This is a genomic window from Macellibacteroides sp. (assembly GCF_050251695.1).
In the GTDB taxonomy this organism is placed as follows: domain Bacteria; phylum Bacteroidota; class Bacteroidia; order Bacteroidales; family Tannerellaceae; genus Macellibacteroides; species Macellibacteroides fermentans.
The window spans coordinates 35,535-57,557 of sequence record NZ_JBFWMI010000010.1 but is presented as its reverse complement, the minus strand read 5'-3'; the positions used below and the strand labels follow the sequence as shown (position 1 = coordinate 57,557).

Sequence of the window (22,023 nt, the reverse complement as noted above, 5' to 3'; positions counted from 1 at the left end):
TGTTAGGATAAAGACTATCCCCACAGCTGCAGTAAATGCAACAAGCTTAGTCATACGAATCTTTCTATTTTTTGCAAAGGTATGAAATATTATGGTTTGACTATTAAAATTCTCATCATACAAAAAAGCTTAGCAACAATGCAATTCCAAATCCACCCAATGCAATAATTGTTTCCATTACGGTCCACGACCTTAATGTCTGCATTTCTGTTAACCCCAGGTATTTGCCCACTAACCAGAATCCGCTGTCGTTTACATGGGATAAAATGGTAGCACCCGAAGCGATTGAAATTACGATCAAAGCCAGGTGAATTTCGGAAAGGGTATAGGCTTCCAGGATAGGTCCGATTATTCCGGCGGCAGTAATCATGGACACTGTGGCCGAGCCTAATGTTATACGAACCGCTGCAGCAATAATAAAAGCAAGAACTATGGGAGGAAGCTTCGTCGCAGAGATGCCTTCGGCCAGAACATTACCCACACCGCTTTGGATAAGCATCTCTTTAAATGCACCGCCCGAACCTATGATTAAAATAATCATACCTGCCGGCGCCAGCGCTTTGGCGCTTACATCCAGTAATTGTTTTCGGGTAAATCCCCTGCGTGTACCCAGAAAATAGGCCGCCATAAGAGTTGCGATGATCAAAGCTGTGAACGGGTGGCCAACAAATACAGATATATCGTACGCGATTCCTTCTTGCATGTAGCCGAGCTTTATCAGAAGTTCGATGACAGACTTTACTACCATAAGCAATAAGGGCATTCCTATAATGGTTGCAACAGCAGTGAAAGAAGGAAGCGAACATTCCGACTGTTCTGTACCATTATTCAGTTCTTCCATCATGTGCTTCGGGGGAGCCACATCGATTTTTTTAGAAATGTAAGATCCAAATACCGGACCGGCAAGAATAGCTACCGGCAGACCGATAAGAGATCCGATGAGAATGACCCAGCCTAAGTCGGCACCCAACATATCCGCCACAGCCACAGGTCCGGGAGTAGGAGGTACAAATGTATGAGTAACGGCCAGTCCTGCCAATAAAGGTATTGCATAGAACAAAGTAGAACGCTTCGTGTCTTTAGCCAAAGCATACACAACCGGCACCAGAATTATAAAACCTACATCGAAGTAAACAGGTATGGCAATCAGAAAACCGGCCATAACCAGACTCCAATGTGCCTTGTCTTTGCCAAAACGCCGAATAAGATTCCTTGCAATGGCTTCTGTACCACCCGATGCTTCCAGTATCTGTCCGAATATTCCTCCTATGCCTACCACGGTGGCTACAAACCCCAATGTGCCACCCAATCCGTTTTGTATAGCCGTGTTAACCTTGCTTAAAGGCATTCCCGAAGTTACACCTAAAAACATGGCCGTAATAAGCAGCGACAGAAAGGGATGTAACTTTACCCTAAGTACGAGATAAAGTAACAAACCAATGGATAAGAATGTGACAAGTAGTAAATGGGATGCTTCACTCATTGCTGTTGTCCTCCATATATGCACCCTTCATCGGAGAAACACTGTTGCGTGTATATATCTGCAATATACCCTGATTATGCTTTGAAACAGGCGATTTCCATTTTCTTCTTCTTTCGGTAAGAACCATTTCAATCGTATCTGGCGAAAGCAGCTCGCCATTAATCCCGATAATATCCAGTTTGCGCTCTGGAATATCTATACCGATTATGTCGCCCTCTTCAACAAGGGCAATAGGTCCCCCGTCAATGGCTTCCGGCGAAACGTGTCCAATAGCCGGACCTCTTGTTGCACCCGAGAACCGACCGTCGGTGATAAGTGCCACACTATCGATAAGTGATGCGTCGGATGCTATGGCCTCTGTTGTATAGAACATTTCAGGCATACCGCTTCCTTTGGGACCTTCATAACGAATAAACACTGCGTCACCCGGATGAATCTGTTTGTCGATTACTGCTTTCATAGCATCTTCTTCGCAGTTAAACACCCTTGCTTTTAAAGAAACCTTTAACAATTTGGGCGAGATGGCCGAGTGTTTAACAACAGCTCCTTCGGGGGCAAGATTTCCTTTCAGTATGGCAATGGCACCTTCGTGCCTTATAGGCTCGCTGGCCGGTCTTATAATATCGTGTACTTTTACTCCCAGACCCGATAAGTGCTTTCTACAACCTTCGTAAAAGCCTCTCAATCGCATGTTCTCCAGATTTTCACCCACTGTTTTTCCTGTAACAGTAAGAATATTAAGGTGTAGAAAATCCTTTATTTCTTCCATGATGGCCGGTACACCACCTGCATACCAGAAATATTCGCCCGGCCAATATCCACTGGGACGAATATTAAGCAAATAGGGAATTTTGCGATGTATTTTATCGAACAGGGCAGGGGATAGCTCGATTCCCAGTTCATGTGCTATTGCAGGAAGATGAAGCAGGCTATTGCTTGATCCGGCAATAGCGGCATGAACCATGATTGCATTCTCGAATGCCTCCATAGTCATGATGTCCGACGGCTTAAGTTGTTCTTTGGCAAGGCCCAGAGCTCTTTCGCCGGCTGCACGTGCAGCATCCTTCAGATAATGCGAGGAGGTTGGTATCAGAGCTGTGCCTGGCAGGGCCATACCTAATGCTTCCGCCATAATCTGCATGGTGGAGGCTGTACCCATAAAAGAACAGGCTCCGCAATTGGGACAGGCATCCCTTTTGTAACTCATAAATTGTTCGTCGGTAATCTCTTTACGTGCGTGCATCGCACTGTATTTGCCAATTTGCTCCAGTGTAAGCAACTTCGGACCTGCACTCATGATTCCTCCGGGCATCAACAACGCCGGCATATCCAAACGGGCTATGGCCATTAAATGTGCGGGGACCGACTTATCGCAGCTGGTAATAAAAACACCGGCATCAAAGGGCGTAGCTTTAACATGAATCTCAATCATCGCAGCCATGATGTCTCTCGAAACAAGTGAGTAGTTCATCCCATCGTGGCCCTGTGCTTCGCCGTCACAAATATCGGTTACGTAGTAGTTTGCAGGTTTGCCGCCACAGTCTTTAATCCCTTTTCCGGCTTCCTCTACCAATGTCTGGAGGTGGGCACTACCAGGGTGACTGTGTCCGTAACTGCTTTCTACAATAATCTGAGGTTTTTGGAGGTCTTCCACACTCCATCCGCTACCTAAACGCAGCGAATCAAGTTCGGGTGCAAGCTTTCTTAATTGTTGGCTTTTCATACATGTGTATTTTTACATTACTGTCAATATAACACGCCTATTAAGGTTAAGTAAATTTAAGGCCTGTTAAGCAGTAGTTTGGTTTTATCAGATAATATGATCGGTCGCTAAGATACTGTTTTTTCTTAGAAAAAAAGATGTTCGGATAGAATTTTAAAACCGATAAGAATAAGAATGATCCCCCCGATTAATTCGAGTCGTAAATTAATGTTCCGGCCAAACCTGCCTCCAAAGTACACTCCAAATGCAGAAAAAGCGAAGGTTACCAATCCGATTGTTAAAGCCTGAATCATGATTCCGGTGCTGATAAGCGCCAAAGATATCCCTACGGCCAGTGCATCGATACTGGTTGCAATAGCCAGGCAGCATATTGTCTTGTTGCAGAGCGGATTGCATTTGCAGTTTTCGTCTTCATCATTGGCAGATAGCTCTTCGTAAACCATTTTACCTCCTATATAAAGAAGCAGAAAGAAAGCAATCCAATGATCAAAACTACAGATGTAGTTAGAAAAACCTATTCCGGCGAAATAGCCAATCATAGTCATCCCTGCCTGAAACATGGCCATGATGGATGCGATGCGAAATATATGTCTTCTTTTGTATTCTTTAATTACTGAGCCTGTGGTGACGGATGCCGCCAAACTATCCATCGAAAGTCCTACCGACAATAAAATAATTTCTATAAAAAACATATCAGCAGTACTTTTCCCATTTAACGATTTCGCTCAATCCTTTTCTTTTTTTGGCTGTTTGTTCGAACATTAACGAATCTTCTGGGTAACCAATCGGAATAATGGCTATCGGTTCGGTTGTATCCGGTAAGCCAAATTGACGATGACAGAGCTCGGCATTAAAGTTACAAACCCAGCAGGTACCTAATCCTAATTCGGTTGCTGCAAGGCAAATATGTTCGGCCGCGATAGCTGCATCAACATCCAGAAAGTCTTTGCCATCGGAACCTCTTTTCCAGGACTGGTCATGATGTCCGCAAACAATAATATAAAGGGGGGCCGATTTAAACCACTCACGCGAATAGCAATCGTGTAACTTTTGTTTTCCCTCTTCCTGCTGAACCACAACAAACGTCCAAGGCTGAAAATTTACAGCCGACGGGGAAAGTCTTGCCGCTTCGAGAATGTATTCAATCTTCTCAATCTCCACAGGTGTAGATGCAAACCTGCGTATGGAGCAACGTTTAGTAACTAATTCGAGAAAGTTCATATTTCGGCTTCAATTTTATATTGGTTACGTTTTGAATCGCTGCGTGAGATTAATTCGCCAAGGAATCCGGCCAGAAACATTTGCGTACCCATAATCATTGCCGTTAGTGAGATATAGAAATAGGGCGAACTGGTAACAAGCGGACGTGGGTCACCTGCATACAGGGAGGCCATCTTCATTCCCAATACAACTATCAATGCAACAAATCCGATAAAAAACATAACGCTTCCCCATAAACCGAAGAAGTGCATGGGCTTTCTGCCAAAACGGGAGGTAAACCAAAGTGTGATCAAGTCGAGGTAGCCATTTACAAAGCGGCTAAGACCAAACTTGGTGGTGCCGTATTTGCGGGCCTGATGTTTTACCACCTTTTCGCCGATTTTATTAAATCCGGCTATCTTAGCAAGATAGGGGATATAACGGTGCATATCATTATAAACCTCGATATTCTTTATGACAATATTTTTATATGCCTTCAGTCCACAGTTAAAGTCGTGCAATTTGATGCCCGAAAACTTGCGTGCCGTAGCATTAAAAAGCTTGGTAGGGATTGTTTTGGATATAGGGTCATATCTTTTCTTCTTCCATCCGGATACAAGATCGTAGCCATCTTCCATTATCATACGGTATAATTCCGGAATTTCATCCGGGCTATCCTGCAGATCGGCATCCATTGTAATGATTACATCTCCCTGTGCCCGTTCGAAACCGCAATGCAATCCAGGAGATTTACCGTAATTGCGTCTGAACTTAATTCCTTTGATGAAAGGAGAGCGGGCCTTGAGACGCTCTATCACCTCCCATGAATTGTCCGTACTACCATCATTTACAAAAATTACTTCGTACGTGAAATTATTAGCTTTCATTACGCGCTCTATCCAGGCATAAAGCTCGGGTAGAGATTCGGCTTCATTGTACAACGGAATGACTAGTGATATGTCCATTATTCAATCGTATTATCAGTATTCTCTTTATCCTCTTTATTTAATGCCCCGGCGGATTTATATCCGCGGCAAACAATCGCTGCAACAGGAATGGAAAAAATAATGCCATACATTACATTATTAAAGATTCCCTGAATTGTCATCCCAATGGAAGTAGGTGTTGCCATATCTTTCAGCGTTGATATCAGCTTGGCATCCACATTGGCCATTGTCATCATTTCGATGGTTTGTTTATAAGCGTTCGCTATATAGTCGGGCGGAGCAATGAATCTGTAGAAAATATAATGTACCAGAGAAACTACCAAAGCGGCAAAAAAGTAAATCAGAATTCCAAATTGCCAGGCATGGAAAAAGCTGATACGTCCACCGATATATTGTTTGTATTTCTTTGTCAATATATAGGCCAGATAAGGAACGGTCATTGTCATCCCCCAATAAACTACATACAAAAAGGGTACTTGCAAGCCGAATATAAAGAACATATATTTAATAATCCAGTATATGCCTAATGACAATCCGTAGGTTGCAGCTGCCTTGAGTAGATAATTTTTGTTTTCAATCATGTTGTGACAGTTTACTTTTCAGCAAAAATAATTCTTTTGCCGCATATTTGCCGAATAATTGGAAATAAAAAAAGGAAGCTTTTGGTAAGCTTCCTTTTTTGAGCCTCTTGTCGGATTCGAACCAACGACCCCGAGATTACAAATCACGTGCTCTGGCCAACTGAGCTAAAGAGGCAGGTGGGTAAGCTTACTACATCGCGCCGCTACAACCAAGTACCCTTGCTGCGGTCAAGCCCTGGGGGATTCCGAGGGAGCATGCCGTGTAGGACTTACCCGGGTGCAAAAGTAGACATTTTTCTTTACCCTGCAAGGGGTTTCACAGTGTTTGCTGTTATTTTTTTAACTTAAAGAGGTTAACGTGCTGGTATGCTTGTGTTTCTGTAAGTGTTAAATAATGTTTAGTTGTTATTGTTTATAGTCTGATGTGAGCTCGCTGCGTAAAATCTATGGTTTTATAGTTTATTTGCCGGAGCATCCTTGAGTATATTTACGTCTGTGGTCTTATAAATAAACCTTTTCTATACCGAGATTAAATAATTTTAATACGAAGAACTAATCGTTGGACCCAGGTCCAACGATATCTCAACCTTGGTTCAACGATATGTTGACCTAGGTCCAACGAAAAAACAACCATGGTCCAACGATTAGCACTTCGTTATGCACGTGGCTGATTACAACTGCTTTGTAATTAAAGCTAATAGGGAATCTGGTTAATGCTGGAATATTTTACACAGATGATATCCGGATAAGCGGGTGGGAGAGTCCGGAACCCTATAAAAACAACAGAGGCCGCAAAATTAAGCGGCCACCTATTTTATCTGTATCGATGCAAGATCAATAGAATAAAGTTACAGAAAGAATACTATCATCATTTATTGGCTGGACGGGGACCTTTACGGAAGTTCGAACGCCCTCCCTGTCTGTTTCCGCCACCATGGCCTGTTCTGCCTTTATCTCCACCCCCAGGCCGTCTGAATCCCCTTCCTTCCGGATGCTTCTCAGGTTCGTAAGCCGGAGTTTCTCCAAATTCGGCCGGTACAGGAATTTTGTAGATTGTTTTTTCGAGGAACTTTTCAATACGAGAAAATTGACCTTGCTCGTGTTCGGCAACGAATGTGATGGCTAAACCTTCGCCATTGGTGCCACGGGCCGTACGTCCGATACGGTGTACATAATCTTCGGGATCGTGCGGAATATCAAAATTGATCACCAGCTTGATGTCGTCAATATCAATCCCCCTGGCAACAATATCAGTAGCCACAAGTATGTCTATTCTTCCGTTCTTGAAATCTTTCATTACCTCTTCCCGTTTGGCCTGTTCGAGGTCCGAATGCATAGCAGCCACATTAAACTTCATCCGTTTGATGGCAAAGGCAAGTTCTTTAACCTTTAACTTGGACGAAGAGAATATAATTACCCGCTGCGGTCTGCTTTTAGCAAACAAATCTTCCAGAATACGTAATTTCTGTATATCATAACAGATGTAGGCAGATTGCAGGATAGTTTCGGGAGGGCGCGAGATAGCAATTTTAATTTCTTCGGGATCCTTTAGGATAGTCTTCGCCAAGGTTCTGATTTTGGGAGGCATAGTAGCCGAAAACATGATAGTCTGACAGGTAGGAGGGAGTAACTTATGTATTGACATAATGTCGTCAAAAAATCCCATATCCAACATTCTGTCGGCTTCATCCAGGATAAAGAAAGACACTTTAGATAAATCTACTCCACCAAGCTTTATGTGCGAGATAAGCCGTCCGGGTGTAGCGATAACAATATCGGCACCCATTTTAAGTCCCCTGCTTTGTTGTTCCCAGGCCACACCGTCGGTGCCTCCGTAAATGGCAACGGCCGAAACCGGTATAAAGTAGGTAAAACCTTCGATTTGCTGATCGATCTGCTGTGCAAGTTCACGGGTTGGAGCCATGATTATAGCATTCACTGCATTTGAAGGATGTGTTCCTTTGCTCAACTCATTGATAACAGGGAGCACATAAGCTGCAGTTTTTCCTGTTCCTGTCTGCGCACAGGCAATAATATCTTTTCCCTCCAATATAACCGGTATGGTTAACTCCTGCACAGGGGTTGTTTCCTGAAAGTTCATGGCATCCAGGCCATCCAGGACTGCATCTTCCAGATCTAGTTCATCAAATCTCATCTTATAACTTTATTTACACGGTAAAGATAGGTATTTTTTAGCAATATTCAGCTTGCTGAAGTAGTTTGATGCTTATTCATTCCATATTATGGAACTATTTATCGCTATAATACCTTTTGTATATATTTTCGTAACGTCCCGACTGTTTAATCTGATTAAACCAACTATTGATACTGTCCAAAAGTACAGGCGAATTTTTTCTTACCGCCCACGATTGCAACTGTGTAAAACTAATGTCGGTATCAATATCAATAACTCCCGGAAACTGAGTCGCCGATTTTTTAGCAAGTTGCAGATCGCACACTGCAAAGTCGATATCCCCCTTTGCAACCATAATTATCAGCTGTTCGGTAGAGTACAGTTCGTCTTCTGATACATAAATCGTATCTCCAATCTCGTGCGAAAGATTTTCGATACGAAGCTTGGCAGGCGAGTCTTTAGGAACATACAAACGCCTCTGAGCAAGATCTAGCTGGTTGCGGATTGGCTTTATTCCCTGGTTTGCCTCCTCGGTTCGTTGTACCAGCACCTGTTTATTCAGAACAATGGGGTCGGTAAAAAGATAATTTTTCTTCATGTTACTGCTTACTGGTATATTGCGGGCAATAATGTCGTATTTACCCGTTGATAAACCTTCGAAGCTGGTGGATAGATTCATATCAAGATGAATCTCTACCTCGAGACCCGAAATTTCAGAAATAACCTGACTTAGTTCGTATTGAAAGCCCTCAATGGTATCTCCCTTAATGTAATATCCGGAACTATTGTACTCTGTAACAATACGCAATACCCCCTCTTTCTTTATCTCTTCATAGTCACGATGCAGGGGTTTCCTTGTTATATAAGGATAAAGAAGCCACATGGTTGCCAAAGACACTATAAGCAATAGGCCGTACAAACTATATAGCTTTTTAAACTTCATAGGCTGTTAATCATTAAAAGTAACTGAGATACCCATCTTCATACTCATTGGATTGAGCGGGTAGTGGGGAAGCGAAAAATATTCAGGATCAACAAATTTGGAGCCTACATTGTAGAACATCACAAAGAATCGGGCCTGTTTAAGGTGTAGGTTCGCATAAGCGTTGATCAACGGATAGTTACCCACTTCTACTTCCTCCTGAAGCTGGAACTGTTGGGTTGCAGGCTGATAGTAGGGAGCATAATAGGATGTGTGATAATGTACATCAGCTCCCAATTGCAGAGTAAGGACCTTTGCCAGTTTTACCCCCAGGTACATATTGCTGTACAGGCTGAGTTGGGGCAATGGTAAAATCTTTTTTTCGCTGCTTAATTGATATACGGCTTCGTTTTCCCAATTAAAAGCACCGAAACGAAAATCTTGTTTAAGACGGGCGGTTATAACCTGAAGATTGCTCTCAAACTGATCCGGAGTACCTTGCGTATTGAAATATACGTAATTCTGTATACTTTCTACGCCTGCAGACAGATTTGTACGGGTAGATTCAAGATTCACTTCTGCGCCGGCATATACCCGTTGTATATTCTTCAGTTTATAATCCCACCAAAAGTATTTACTATGGTAATGACGCTGATAAAATGCAGGAGTGAGGTTTTTGATATATCCTACAGCCTTTATGGATGCCTCTTTGCGGAAAAGAGGGAAGCTGGATTTAAGTTCTCCGGTTAAACGGAATTCTCCGGCATCGGGTCCTACAATTCCCAATTCTCCCCGAGCCACGTATGTTAGTATACTACCTTGTCTTTTTGAAAGTTCTCCACCTACAAACGTAGATACTTCGTCGTAAATATATTTGTTGCGCGGAATAGAATCCATCAATCGATAACGACTTTTGTCTATATTGATAAATGCAGTCAGTCCGAATTTAGCCCAATCCTGAAATCCTTCCCGTAAAGAAAGGGCAAAAGTATTTTTTATTGACCAATAAGAGGTGGTGTCGTTTACTGATCCTTCAATGTAGTTGTTTACATAGCTGGAATCTACACCAGCAGCATCGTGGGTTATAAAACGGCGCCTGTTGTCTTTATATTCCAACGTGTGAATGATGCTGGATACAGGAACAAACTCTTCTTTAGGATCACCATCCTCGTCGGTTCCCTCTGTGGTACGCATAAATCCCAGGTTGTACCGGTGAGATACAAAAAACTGCTTGCCACGTACACGATTCCATGTGTTTGAATAGCGAACAGGAATATTTTTTGTGTCGGTAACCCTTCTTCCGTCTGTATAATCGTCCGGATTAGTTATGTAACGGTCGTTCGTAATACCTCCGTTTTCAAAATTAACAAAATTGGAATTAGCCAGATATGCATACATTTGATAGCGATCTGAAATATAATTCCCGAGCAAACGATAGCTTAATAATTTAGTACCGTTGGAGTTGTAATAACCACGTCCGTAGATATAGTCCAGATCGGCCCCCACATTCACTTTTTTTCCAAAATTGCTTGTAAGCGTGCCTTTTAACTGCTCTTCCTTTTGAGTACTTCCACCCATTGTGGTGTACATCAGATTGGAATAGGGTATTTTGGTGTCGAAAAAATTAGCATTTGTGGGGGTCGTCAGGTAATAATCATATGCGTCTGCAAAGATAAAATCCCGTTCTTCCTTACGCTCTGAGAATATTTTAGACTGAAGGGGCGAACCTAGATTACCTAAATAGCCTATGGCAACCGATTTACCTTCTACAAGCGTACTGTTGTAGTAATTCATCCGGTTGGTGTCCATGGGCGCAATATATGTGTCGCCTATCTTATCTGTAAGCCTGAAGGCTGTTATTCTTTTGGAATTCAATTTTGTGCTATCTGTAACGAGGCTGTCAGCTGGCATGCTGGTTGGCGACGACAATCCGGAAAGAGAAAATCCTCCTCTTTTCCTTGATTCTCCCGACCGCTGGGCTTGTAAGGCTCCGCTGAACAAGACGGATAGCAGTACTATATGTATGAACTGTTTCATTGAGCGCAAAGATAAAACAAAAAAATGATATCACAGATTGTTAAGCGCGTTGAAATCTATGACAGGCTCCTTGCCGGAATTGATTCTTTCAAGTTTAGTTCCATAACCGGTCTTATCATTAAAGAAACCACAGTTCTTTAGGAAAAATGCATTATTTTCGGTTACACCTCCGGCATAATCAAGCCTTGCTTTGGCATTGGCTGTTGCATCGTGGGTAAAAGTTGCTTTTGTTACCGGTCGCCAGATTCCATCTGTGCCGAGACAATACTGATTGGTAAAACATACTTTTCGGCTTAGATATCCCTGTGATGGAATGAAATTCTCCAGGAACGAATGTGCACGGGTGTAATAGGTGTTAGTTTTAGGACGGGAGAAACTGGCAATCAACCTCCATTCTTTTTGGTCGGTTGCATAAAAATAGGCTGTGTAAATGGTATTTCCTGCTCCATCGGGTTTAATGTGAGTAAGGAATTTGTAAGTAACACCCGACTTCCAGTTATAACGTAAAAAACTCTGTCCGCCTGATCCTTCGTTTCCAAACTCGCCGATATGAACGTCCTTTCCTTTACGTAATACTTTGATCTTGTCTTCATCCGGAATTAATTTCGGATCCTGGGTATCAAAAGGGCTCCATACCGAAAATAAAACCCTGCGTTCGCTTTCCGAATTGCATTGCATACCAAAGTAGCCTTCTCCAAAGCCATTAGCCATATAGTAACTGCCTATAACATCTTCGTTTACGGGCACGGTAACCTCGTTGTAAAACCATTCGGTTGTCTGTTCGGGCATTGCGTAATTGAGATGAACCGATGGCCCTCTACTTCCCCAATAGGGCGAGAAATCGCCAACATAGTTTACGTTTCCTTCAATGCCTTCAAGTATAAAAGATTCTATCCGGGCAAATTCTTTCCCTTTTTTCTTTATACCCTTTAATTTAATTGCATGATATCCGGAGGTGGATAGTTTTATTTTTCCTACCGCAACTTTATCCAGGCTTTGCCCATCCATAAGCCGAACTGTAAACTTCTGTTTTCCCACCAGCACTTCAAGCGATGCATCACCCTCTTGTTTTGTACCTTGTATATACAACATACATGTTTGAGGCTTATCCGAATAAATATAAGTTGAGATAACATGGGACTGATTTGTCCAGGCGGTAAGACCTTTATCCGAAATTTCGGCAACAGGCTTAGCGGAAGCAATGTAAGCATTGCCATGTAATTTAACAGAGAAGGCTTCTTTATTTACCGAATAGGATTGTCCCATTACAGGTGTAAAAAACAGGCCAAGAAGTAACCCATAGAAAACTTTTTTCATAATCTTCATAATAATTTGTTTGATTTAGTAATAAATTGGCGTAAATACATTTGTATGTATTAATTGCAAATGTACTTAATTATTGGGTTTATTAAATAATAGATGAGATATAAATTAAAAACTGTGGTATAAAATTAACCGGACTGGGCAGAATAATAAGAAAAGCCGGAAGAAATGTTCCTTCCGGCTTTGTAAAGTGAATTGTATAACTTACAATCTGGCTTATGCCTGACGAATGATTTCCATTCCTTTCTTAATGGCTTCTTCATTCATTGGAATAAGTTTGTGATGTCTTTCAGGAAGAGACTTCTTTAATCCGAGTAATACATTTTCCAGTTTTACCATCGGACATACCTTCAAAAGACCTCCAAGAATGAGCATATTGAATGCTTTTTCGTTACCCATCTCGGTTGCTGCATCCATAGCATCTACTCTGTAAATGCTGATATCTTCTCTTTTAATCACATTGTGAATGCCATAACCATCATAAATAAGTATTCCTCCGGGTTTAACCTTACTTTCAAACTTATCCATCGAAGGTTGATTAAGAATAATAGCGATGTCGAATTCATTTAGAATAGGGGAGCTAACAGGATCGTCACTCAGAATTACGGTTACATTTGCAGTTCCTCCACGCTGTTCAGGGCCGTAAGATGGCATCCAGCTCACTTCTTTTCCTTCCATTAGTCCGGAATATGCAAGAATCTTTCCCATGGAAAGAACTCCTTGTCCTCCAAATCCGGCAATAATAATTTCGTGTTTCATGTAGCTATTTTATATTACTTAATCAATATTCTTTAAGTCTCCCAACGGATAGGCAGGGAACATATTCTTTTCCATCCATTTGTTCGCATCATCGGGAGTCATTTTCCAACCGGCATTGCACGTAGAAACAAACTCGACAATAGAAGTCCCTTTATTAGCCATAGCATTTTCGAAGGCCTTGCGAAGCATTTTCTTTGCTTTTTTAACAGCCCCGGGCGTATGTACACTCTGTCGGGTAACCAGACAAGTACCATCCAGCTGTGCCAAAAGGTTCGATATTTTAAGCGGGTGTCCGTTCAACGAAATATCGCGGCCGTTAGGTGTTGTAGAGGTTGCCATACCTTCAAGAGTTGTAGGGGCCATCTGTCCGCCTGTCATCCCGTAAATACCGTTATTGATAAACACAATAACAATATTCTCGCCTCGGTTGGCCGCATGGATTGTTTCTGCCGTACCGATAGCAGCCAAATCGCCATCTCCCTGATAAGTAAACACCATCTTGTCCGGATTAAGCCTTTTAATTGCCGAAGCAATGGCGGGCGCGCGACCATGAGCCGCTTCCTGCCAGTCAATATCTAAATAGTTGTAGGCAAATACACCACATCCAACCGGAGCTATACCGATGGTTTTCTCTTCGAGACCCATTTCGTCTATAACTTCACCAATCAGCTTGTGGATAACACCGTGACTACATCCCGGACAGTAGTGCATGGCGTTTTCATTCATTAATCTGGGTTTTTCGTAAACCAAATTAGCCGGGTTGATAATATCTTTTAGTTCCATAATTGATCCTTTTTAATGTACAAAACGCATAAAATACTGCACTAAGCGTAAACATATCGCAGCTCCGCCACAATACAAAAATACGGTTCTATCATCTACTGCAAAGTAACTTACTACAGCTGCAATAGCTAGTACCATAAAAATAATGGTAAGTATTTTGTCAAGTTTGTTGTCGCGCATAATCGGTTCAGAATAATTTTTCTTTTAACGCATGTAATATCTCATCCGGAGTAAATACAATACCTCCAAGACGACCAAAGTGTTCGACCTTCACTTTGCCATTTACGGCTAAGCGTACATCTTCTACCATCTGACCGGCGTTTAGTTCAACCACCAGCATTCCTTTTACCTTTTCAGCATATTCTTTCAATATGTTTGTAGGGAAAGGCCATAGTGTAATAGGACGAAGTAATCCAAGTTTAATTCCTTGTTCCCTAGCCAATTCAACAACTTTCTGACAAATTCTGGCTGAAGATCCGAAAGCCACTAACAGATACTCTGCATCATCACACATAATTTCCTGAAAGCGAACCTCGTTTTCTTCAATTTTCTTGTATTTAGCTTGAAAACGAAGGTTGTTTTCTTCCATAACAGCGGCATCGAGTTCCAGGGAAGTGATAACATTGCGTTTACGACCTCCAACTTTTCCAAGAGTTGCCCAAGGGCATTCTTTGCGGATTTCGTCGTCTGTACGGCGGGGAGTGAATGGAGGAAGTACGACTTTTTCCATCATCTGACCAATAATACCATCGGCAAGAATCATAGCCGGATTATTATATTTGAACGCAAGGTCGAAACCTAAGCCAACAAAATCGGCCATTTCCTGAACCGAAGAAGGTGCCAGGGTTATTAAGCGGTAATCGCCATGTCCGCCGCCTTTCACTGTTTGGAAATAGTCGGCCTGACTAGGTTGGATTGTTCCTAAACCAGGACCTCCACGCATAACATTCACGATAAGGCAAGGTAACTCGGCCCCTGCAATATAAGATATACCTTCTTGTTTTAAACTAATACCGGGGCTTGACGAGGATGTCATGGCTTTTTTGCCACATCCTGCACCTCCATATACCATATTAATAGCCGCAACTTCACTTTCAGCCTGTAAAACTACCATTCCTGTAGTTTCCCATGGCGCTTCGGCTGTCAAGGTTTCCAATATTTCCGATTGGGGTGTGATGGGATATCCAAAATAGCCGTCTACTCCATTACGTATTGCAGCATGAGCGATAGCTTCGTTTCCCTTCATCAATTTTACTTCTTCTGCCATATCTGTTTCAGATTGATTTCATTTATAATTTAACTCTGTATACGGTCAGACAACCGTCCGGACAAACCACCCCACAACTTGCACAACCAATGCAGTCGTCGGGAGATTTCATATACACATAATGATATCCTTTGTTGTTTACTTCGCGCGGATGCAACTCTAATACATCACAAGGACACGCAACTACACACAGATTGCATCCCTTGCATCGTTCTGTATTAACAACAACCGCTCCCTTTACCTTTGCCATATTATCACTTTTTTAAAACAATAATCTACTATGTTAAACACATTCGAGTGGGTCAAAGTTAATTATTTCTTTTAAAAACAGACCTTTATTTTCTTTCTTTTCCCAATATCACATATTTTAAATATGTAATGATTAATCAAATAAACAGCTATGAATCTGTTTATTAACCTCCTAAACAGGATATAAAAAAAGTCCTGATCAAAACACTGATCAGGACTTTTATAGATTCTATTTCGATGAAATTACTTCTTTTGAGAGATTTTTTCCAATACATAAACAAGTATAAAGCCGAAAAGCATCAGTCCAATACCTTCCCACAAAAGGGTGTTCGGCAGAATATTTTCTTCAACCAATGGTTTGATGTGGCCGTGACTATCTACATAGGTTTCGACTGTTTCTTTCCATGGCCACACTTTGTTTAATGAGCCAAGCATAAAACCTGCTAATGTAGCTATTGTCGTATTATGGAATCTTCTCAATAAAAATGAGAGTACATTTGAAAAGCTTGTAATACCGATAAATGCACCGCAAATAAATACTAACATTACAACGATGTCGAGAGATTTGACAGCACTCATGATATAGAAATACTTGCCAAGCAGAACCAGTATAAAGCTTCCTGAGATTCCGGGCAATATCATGGCGCAGATAGCAATAGCACCGCATAAAAATATAAAGAACAGATTGTTAGGCGTTTCGGTAGGGGTGGCAACTGTAATAAAGTAGGCACCCACTGTTCCGATAACAAAGAACAAGTAAGTCTTCCAATCCCATTGTGTAATGGTCTTTGCCACAAAATAAGTGGAACTTAACACAAGTCCAAAGAAAAATGCCCAAACTAACACGGGTTCATTTTCAAGTAAATATGTGATAAGTTTTGCCAATGAAAAGATACTTATCGCGATTCCACTAACCAACGCAAGTAGAAAATTCGCATTTATCGCTTTCCAGAATTCGGCTATCCGTAATGAAAACAGTAATTTTAAGTTTGTAGGATTTATACTTTTAATAGAGTTGATAAGCTCTTCATAGATTCCTACTATAAATGCTACTGTTCCTCCGGATACACCGGGAACTACATCGGCTGCTCCCATGGCTATGCCTTTGAGCATCAACATTCCATAATCTTTGATACCTCTTTTCATAGATTAATTGTAGTTGTTTATATTCTTTATTAATATACTGCTAAGATCTTTGCTCCTTGGCATAATTTTATCATGCACCGGATTAAAATGTATATGATTTATCTTTGAAAGTACTGTCAATCTATCTTTCGGCAACAAAGATAGCTGATTTAAGAATCGATCTTTATTACCTGTTTCAAGATAACATAAAGTTAATAAGGGATGAAGCAGGTAATAATCCGAATTTTCTTCTTCCAGTTCTTCCAGATATTGCAAGGCAGAACGAACCTCACCGGCTGCAAAATGAAAAAAGCCTTTTTTAAACAGCATATCCTGAAATAAATTCATATTGCCTCCAAATTCTATTTTGAGTTTTAGAATTTCTTCGGAATAATCGGTGCTATCCTCAAGATCCATTAAACTACTTACCATCATTTGAAGAAATAGGTGCATTTTATGCTGTGATCCAGTGGATGCCAGAGTTTTTAGCGCATCAATCATTTCTTCTTCTTGTGAAGTGACCATGCAAGTATTAAGATAGCAGCCAAGTACTGATCTCGGACAGTTTCCCTTGTACACTTCAATCAGAAATCTTGATAAAAGTTTTGCTTTTTCGTTCTGTCCCAAATAACTATAACACTGCACAATTGCTTGTTGAACAAGACTGGTGGGCTTTTCTTTATTTACTTCGAGGTTGATTTCCAGTGCCTCCTTGTAATTCTTGATTCCGGCAAGGCAAAAACCTTTAAGCATTTTGGATTCCAGACAATCTTTGCACGTGAGTGCAAAATCTAAGGCCTCGATTGCTTTGTTGAACTCTTCTATTCGAGCATAAGACGCGCCAAGCATATACCAGACATCGTAAGAATAGGGCATTTTGTCTGTAAGCTTAGTAGCCAGCCTTATTACTTCTTTATTTTTTTCGTAGTCGAAATAAATATATAAAAGAGCTAATTGAATATCATTGTTATCCGGAAATAACTTAATTGCCTTTTTTGCAAAAGTAATTCCTACCGTATAGAATTCATGATCGGCAAGGATATTTATAAACGATTCGTATACTTCTTCTAAGTATTCGTTTTTTTCTGCCTCCAAATTATCAAGATATGTGACCGCTTTGTGGTATTCCTCTAACATACAGAAACATTCCAAACGTGCCACATGAAGATCCGGATCATCAACGTGCTTTAACTCCTCGGCATACGATAATGCCGTTTCGTAATTTTCATTAATACACTCTTTTTCAATTCGTTTAATGAGTAGAGATTGGTTAAAAGGATACAGTCTTAGTCCCAAGTCTAAAATTGGAATTAAGTATTCTTTTGCTTCTTCATCACTAATACCATTCAAAAGATCCTCTATTTCTTCAGAATCGAAATAGGGATCTTTTCCTTCCGCCAAACCTGTTTTGAATTTCTCTAACAGTTGCGAAATGTTTTTTTTCATCATTAATTCTATCTAGTTATTTATCTTTCACTTTACTCCATGTATCTTTAAGTGATACTGTTCTGTTAAAAACAATCTTTTCACTATTGCTATCCGGATCTACATTAAAATAGCCCAGGCGCTGAAACTGGAAGTTATCATAAGGTTTTGCATGCTGTAACTCTGCTTCAACCCGGCAATTTGTCAAAACCTTTAGCGAGTCTGGATTAAGAAGTTCAAGGAAGTCCTTTTCTTTATCTTCCGATGGATTCTCAACAGTAAATAATCGGTCATAAAGACGAACTTCTGCAGGTAAACTATGTTCGGCAGATACCCAATGCAGTGTTCCCTTAACTTTACGATTGCTTTCAGGCATTCCGCTTTTAGTCAACTCATCATACTCGGCATATATCTCTTCAATTTCTCCAGACTCATTTTTCTTACATCCGGTACATTTTACAATATAAGCATTCTTCAATCGAACTTCTTGACCGGGAGTCATACGGAAAAATTTCTTAGGAGCATCTTCCATAAAGTCTTCTCTTTCAATAAATAATTCGCGTGAGAAGGCTATTTCATGGCTTCCCTGAGTCAGATCTTCCGGATTATTAATTGCTTCCATCATTTCAACTTTCCCTTCCGGGTAGTTTGTAATGATTAATTTTACAGGATCCAATACTGCCGAAACTCTTGGAGCAGTAGCATTCAGATCTTCTCTGACTGCATGTTCCAATAGTGCTACATCGATAATACCATCGTATTTTGTATAGCCGATCTTGTTGATAAAGCTACGGATAGAAGAGGGGGTGAATCCTCTGCGTCTAAAACCGCATATGGTAGGCATTCGTGGATCATCCCATCCATTTACACGTCCTTCTTTAACCAATTGCAGCAACTTACGTTTACTCATTACTGTATAGGTAAGATTCAGTCGGTTAAATTCGATCTGACGTGGACGGTAATCGTCGTCTTTCTTAAGCAAATCAATAAAATAATCATATAAAGGACGGTGAACCTCAAATTCTAATGTACACAATGAATGTGTCACTCCTTCAAAATAATCACTTTCACCATGTGCAAAATCATACATAGGATAAGCTTTCCACGCTGTGCCGGTACGATGGTGCGGGTGTTTTATGATACGATATATGATAGGATCGCGGAAGTGCATGTTGCTTGAAGCCATATCGATTTTGGCACGTAATACCATGCTGCCTTCTTCAAAGTCACCTTGATTCATACGATTAAACAAATCAAGACTTTCTTCTACCGGGCGATCGCGAAAAGGACTGTTTGTTCCCGGTTGGGTAGGAGTTCCTTTCTGTTGAGCGATAATTTCTGCACTTTGTTCGTCCACATAGGCTTTGCCTTCCTTAATGAGACGAACTGCAAAATCCCATAATTGAGGAAAATAATCTGAAGCGTAATATACATTTTCCCAATGAAAGCCAAGCCATTTGATGTCTTCCATGATTGAGTCTACATACTCAACATCCTCCTTTACCGGATTGGTATCGTCAAAACGCAGGTTGCAAATCCCGTTATAACGTTCGGCAATTCCAAAGTCCAGACAAATCGCTTTGGCATGACCGATATGCAGGTAACCGTTGGGCTCCGGCGGAAAACGGGTTTGAATTCTTTTGCCGTTCTTTCCAGCAGCCAAATCACTCTCTACGAAAGCCTCTATAAAGTTAAGACTCTTTTTTCCTTCTTCCTCTTTAATATTGATCTCGCTCATATGTTACAAAGTATAATACGATGTTATTTTAATTTTTAAACGACAAAGATAGGGCTTTCTTCGCAGTATTAACTAATTTTGCGGGCAAAAAGAATATATGGACGCCGAGATAAAATCAAAGTTGATCAATCGTGTGAAAGAAAATCCTTATTTAAATCATCTGGGTATAGAATTTACAAGCATTGAAGAAGGCAAGGTTGAAGCTAAAATGCCATTAGCAGCAGAACATAAACAATATAGTGGAGTGATACACGGTGGGGTGGTAGCTGCACTTGCCGATACTATAGCCGGTTTTGCAGCTTATACAGTAACTCCGGTAAATTTGGATGTATTAACGGCAGAGCTTAAAGTTTCCTTTCTAAGGGGGGCATGGGGAAATGAACTTATTGCCAAAGGAATCTTAATTAAAGCTGGTAGAAGAGTTCATTTCAGCGAATGTGAAATATATTGTGATGATGTAATTGTTGCCAAGGCTTCGGGTACATTTTGCATTGTAAACGAATACATCAAACCTGATTAATTTTAGAAAATAAATCTCAGATTTGATGTATTGTCTGTTAAGTAATAATGGGTAAAAAGACTTTCCTCTATTCGGTAATCTTTTTACCTATTATTTTGTAACCCTCGGCATTTGGATGTAAGCCGTCTCCAAAGAGTGACTCATTAATTTGTCCATTGGAAAGAAGCAGGTCTTTGTTCACATTTTTATATATAAAACCCTGTTTCTTTGCTAATTTACTAATCTCTTTGTTTATTGACACAACTCTTTTTTCCATACCTCTCCGAGGTAAAATACCTAGTACTGTAACTGTTGCTTCGGGCTGACGCTGACGGATTGCCTTGTAAAGAAAGTCCAATCCTGCCAAAATCTCTTTATCACTGTTCACTCCAAAATTATTCGTCCCGATTTTAATAAGAATTCGGTCGGCCTTATATCCATCAAGCTCACCATGGTATACACGCCATAATACATTTTCAATCCGATCCCATCCATAGCCAAAGTTACGGAAGCCAAGTGGCTCCATATATGCTTCCCAACTATCTTTTCCCGTTGAACGCGGACCTTTGGGCTCTCCTCCCCAAAAATGCATGATTGAATTGCCAAATACAACGGCTTTCGGAGGATTTGCTTTATTCATTTGAAGGATTTCGCGGTGACGTTTGAGCCATTCATAGTTTCCTGGTTCTCTACGTTGAGTAACCGGGCAGGTCGTTGTGAGGTTTCCTTTGGACATTTTTAAAATTTCACGTATTTTTTTATTATACGCATCAGCATAAAATTGCATTCCTAAATCTGAAGGATGTACATAATCAACCCAACTGTCCATCGAAAAATTCAATTCTTCGTTAGAAAGATACCACAAATCTTTAACACCATCTGCTAATAAGCGTTCGTAGGCTTTTCGAGAAGCTTTATTCGGAATTGTATAATCTCTCAGACGGGTTGTATCTAAGCCTGCATTGCTATATCCGGCGTGTTCGGTCAACAAAATAGGAGTGTTGTGCTTAGATCGGATTTGCTTTACGGCATCTACAACCTTTTTAAAAACATCCTCTTCTTTATATCCGGGAAGATTGGGTAAACAGTCTAGAATATATAGTTGAGCATCCAGTTCATTAATATAGTTTATCACCTCCTTTTCTAATTTGCCATTTCCCGAAAATCCAAGGTTAATAACAGGTAAATCTAACGAACGTGATACTATATTTGTCCACGCCATGCCAGGACGGGTTGCGCAAGCTCCCTGAGTTATGGAGGTGCCATAGGCCACTATGGGTAATTCTTCTCGTAAAGGAATGAATTCTAAATCTGCATTTTCCGGAATTCCAATCTCTAACCACTTAACAGATGTATAAGTTGGTAAATAAAGGCGATATTCGAAACCCAAGTTATGATATTTGTCTTTTGCATCAATTTTGTAGTTAAAAGAGATTGTATCTCCCCACTTATAGCTGCCGGAAGCTAACTTCAGATTTCCATCACTGTCTATCGCATAAAGATCGATTCCTGAAACACCTGTATTAGGCATGTGAGGCATAGAATAAGATCCTTCCACCTTGTAGCGAATGGTAATATTATTTGCATTTGAATAGAAGTGAATGGCAAGACCTGCCGAATTGCGTGATAAATTCCATAGAGGTTCCCTCACTTCGCTTTTTGCTCTTTGGGGTAGCCTGGCATAAGAATTACCAATTTCTTTTGTCCATCCTTGATTCTGAATAACCGGATAATCCGTATTCATCGGATTGAACCATTTTTGTTGTGCATTTGCCGGTAATAGAAACAGACAAAGCATAAATAAACTTGTAATCTTTAAATTTAACAT

General features: G+C 40.7%; 19 protein-coding genes and 1 tRNA gene. 1 reads left to right on the top strand and 19 read right to left on the bottom strand.

Annotated elements, in window-relative coordinates; all coding sequences use genetic code 11:
- Nucleotides 1-115: 115 nt before the first annotated feature.
- From AB7E53_RS03040 to AB7E53_RS02955, 18 genes are all read right to left on the bottom strand, one after another.
- Nucleotides 116-1,483 carry a GntT/GntP/DsdX family permease gene (locus tag AB7E53_RS03040; protein WP_446774093.1) on the bottom strand — a complete coding sequence of 456 codons (1,368 nt, stop codon included), beginning with the start codon at nucleotides 1,481-1,483 and terminating at the stop codon, nucleotides 116-118.
- Nucleotides 1,476-3,206 (bottom strand): dihydroxy-acid dehydratase, encoded by a 1,731-nt coding sequence (gene ilvD / locus AB7E53_RS03035; protein ID WP_446774091.1) that lies wholly within the window; start codon nucleotides 3,204-3,206, stop codon nucleotides 1,476-1,478. The genes AB7E53_RS03040 and ilvD overlap by 8 nt, the downstream gene beginning before the upstream one ends.
- A gap of 125 nt (nucleotides 3,207-3,331) precedes the next feature.
- On the bottom strand, nucleotides 3,332-3,898 hold the full coding sequence (locus AB7E53_RS03030) for a manganese efflux pump MntP (RefSeq protein WP_446774089.1): 567 nt from the start codon (nucleotides 3,896-3,898) through the stop codon (nucleotides 3,332-3,334).
- A 1-nt stretch (nucleotide 3,899) separates the two neighbouring features.
- A complete protein-coding gene (locus AB7E53_RS03025; protein WP_179398268.1) occupies nucleotides 3,900-4,427 on the bottom strand; it encodes a nitroreductase family protein in 528 nt (175 codons plus the stop codon).
- A complete protein-coding gene (locus tag AB7E53_RS03020) occupies nucleotides 4,424-5,371 on the bottom strand; it encodes a glycosyltransferase (protein WP_446774087.1) in 948 nt (315 codons plus the stop codon). The genes AB7E53_RS03025 and AB7E53_RS03020 overlap by 4 nt, the downstream gene beginning before the upstream one ends.
- Complete coding sequence (locus tag AB7E53_RS03015) at nucleotides 5,371-5,934, bottom strand: DUF4199 domain-containing protein (protein WP_079683272.1); 564 nt, start codon at nucleotides 5,932-5,934, stop codon at nucleotides 5,371-5,373. Before AB7E53_RS03015 ends, AB7E53_RS03020 begins: the two co-directional genes overlap by 1 nt.
- Nucleotides 5,935-6,035: 101 nt before the next feature.
- Nucleotides 6,036-6,109, bottom strand: a tRNA-Thr gene (locus AB7E53_RS03010).
- Nucleotides 6,110-6,802: 693 nt separating this feature from the next.
- A complete protein-coding gene (locus AB7E53_RS03005; RefSeq protein ID WP_079683271.1) occupies nucleotides 6,803-8,089 on the bottom strand; it encodes a DEAD/DEAH box helicase in 1,287 nt (428 codons plus the stop codon).
- Between the two features lie 94 nt (nucleotides 8,090-8,183).
- On the bottom strand, nucleotides 8,184-9,011 hold the full coding sequence (locus AB7E53_RS03000; RefSeq protein WP_446774085.1) for a transporter substrate-binding domain-containing protein: 828 nt from the start codon (nucleotides 9,009-9,011) through the stop codon (nucleotides 8,184-8,186).
- A gap of 6 nt (nucleotides 9,012-9,017) precedes the next feature.
- Nucleotides 9,018-11,027 carry a putative porin gene (locus tag AB7E53_RS02995; protein ID WP_446774083.1) on the bottom strand — a complete coding sequence of 670 codons (2,010 nt, stop codon included), beginning with the start codon at nucleotides 11,025-11,027 and terminating at the stop codon, nucleotides 9,018-9,020.
- A gap of 30 nt (nucleotides 11,028-11,057) precedes the next feature.
- Nucleotides 11,058-12,353, bottom strand: a complete 1,296-nt coding sequence (locus AB7E53_RS02990) for a DUF3472 domain-containing protein (RefSeq protein WP_446774081.1) — start codon at nucleotides 12,351-12,353, stop codon at nucleotides 11,058-11,060.
- A gap of 213 nt (nucleotides 12,354-12,566) precedes the next feature.
- Nucleotides 12,567-13,109 carry a 2-oxoacid:acceptor oxidoreductase family protein gene (locus tag AB7E53_RS02985; protein WP_068183837.1) on the bottom strand — a complete coding sequence of 181 codons (543 nt, stop codon included), beginning with the start codon at nucleotides 13,107-13,109 and terminating at the stop codon, nucleotides 12,567-12,569.
- An 18-nt stretch (nucleotides 13,110-13,127) separates the two neighbouring features.
- Entirely contained in the window at nucleotides 13,128-13,892 is a 765-nt protein-coding gene (locus AB7E53_RS02980; RefSeq protein ID WP_446774079.1) for a thiamine pyrophosphate-dependent enzyme, read from the bottom strand.
- A gap of 187 nt (nucleotides 13,893-14,079) precedes the next feature.
- Nucleotides 14,080-15,159, bottom strand: coding sequence for a 3-methyl-2-oxobutanoate dehydrogenase subunit VorB (locus AB7E53_RS02975; RefSeq protein ID WP_350457076.1), 1,080 nt, complete (start codon nucleotides 15,157-15,159; stop codon nucleotides 14,080-14,082).
- Between the two features lie 22 nt (nucleotides 15,160-15,181).
- Nucleotides 15,182-15,409 (bottom strand): 4Fe-4S dicluster domain-containing protein, encoded by a 228-nt coding sequence (locus tag AB7E53_RS02970; protein WP_068183827.1) that lies wholly within the window; start codon nucleotides 15,407-15,409, stop codon nucleotides 15,182-15,184.
- A 242-nt stretch (nucleotides 15,410-15,651) separates the two neighbouring features.
- The gene (locus AB7E53_RS02965) at nucleotides 15,652-16,554 is read right to left on the bottom strand and encodes a DUF368 domain-containing protein (protein WP_079683266.1); all 903 of its coding nucleotides are present in this window, start codon (nucleotides 16,552-16,554) and stop codon (nucleotides 15,652-15,654) included.
- Nucleotides 16,555-16,557: 3 nt separating this feature from the next.
- Nucleotides 16,558-17,982 (bottom strand): tetratricopeptide repeat protein, encoded by a 1,425-nt coding sequence (locus AB7E53_RS02960; protein WP_446774077.1) that lies wholly within the window; start codon nucleotides 17,980-17,982, stop codon nucleotides 16,558-16,560.
- A 13-nt stretch (nucleotides 17,983-17,995) separates the two neighbouring features.
- Complete coding sequence (locus AB7E53_RS02955; RefSeq protein ID WP_179398274.1) at nucleotides 17,996-19,696, bottom strand: glutamine--tRNA ligase/YqeY domain fusion protein; 1,701 nt, start codon at nucleotides 19,694-19,696, stop codon at nucleotides 17,996-17,998.
- 133 nt (nucleotides 19,697-19,829) lie between these two features.
- On the opposite strand from AB7E53_RS02955, the gene AB7E53_RS02950 reads away from it, so the two are divergent.
- Entirely contained in the window at nucleotides 19,830-20,216 is a 387-nt protein-coding gene (locus AB7E53_RS02950) for a PaaI family thioesterase (protein WP_446774075.1), read from the top strand.
- 67 nt (nucleotides 20,217-20,283) lie between these two features.
- Here the strand turns inward: AB7E53_RS02950 and AB7E53_RS02945 are convergent, their stop codons facing one another.
- Nucleotides 20,284-22,023 (bottom strand): SGNH/GDSL hydrolase family protein, encoded by a 1,740-nt coding sequence (locus AB7E53_RS02945; protein ID WP_446774073.1) that lies wholly within the window; start codon nucleotides 22,021-22,023, stop codon nucleotides 20,284-20,286.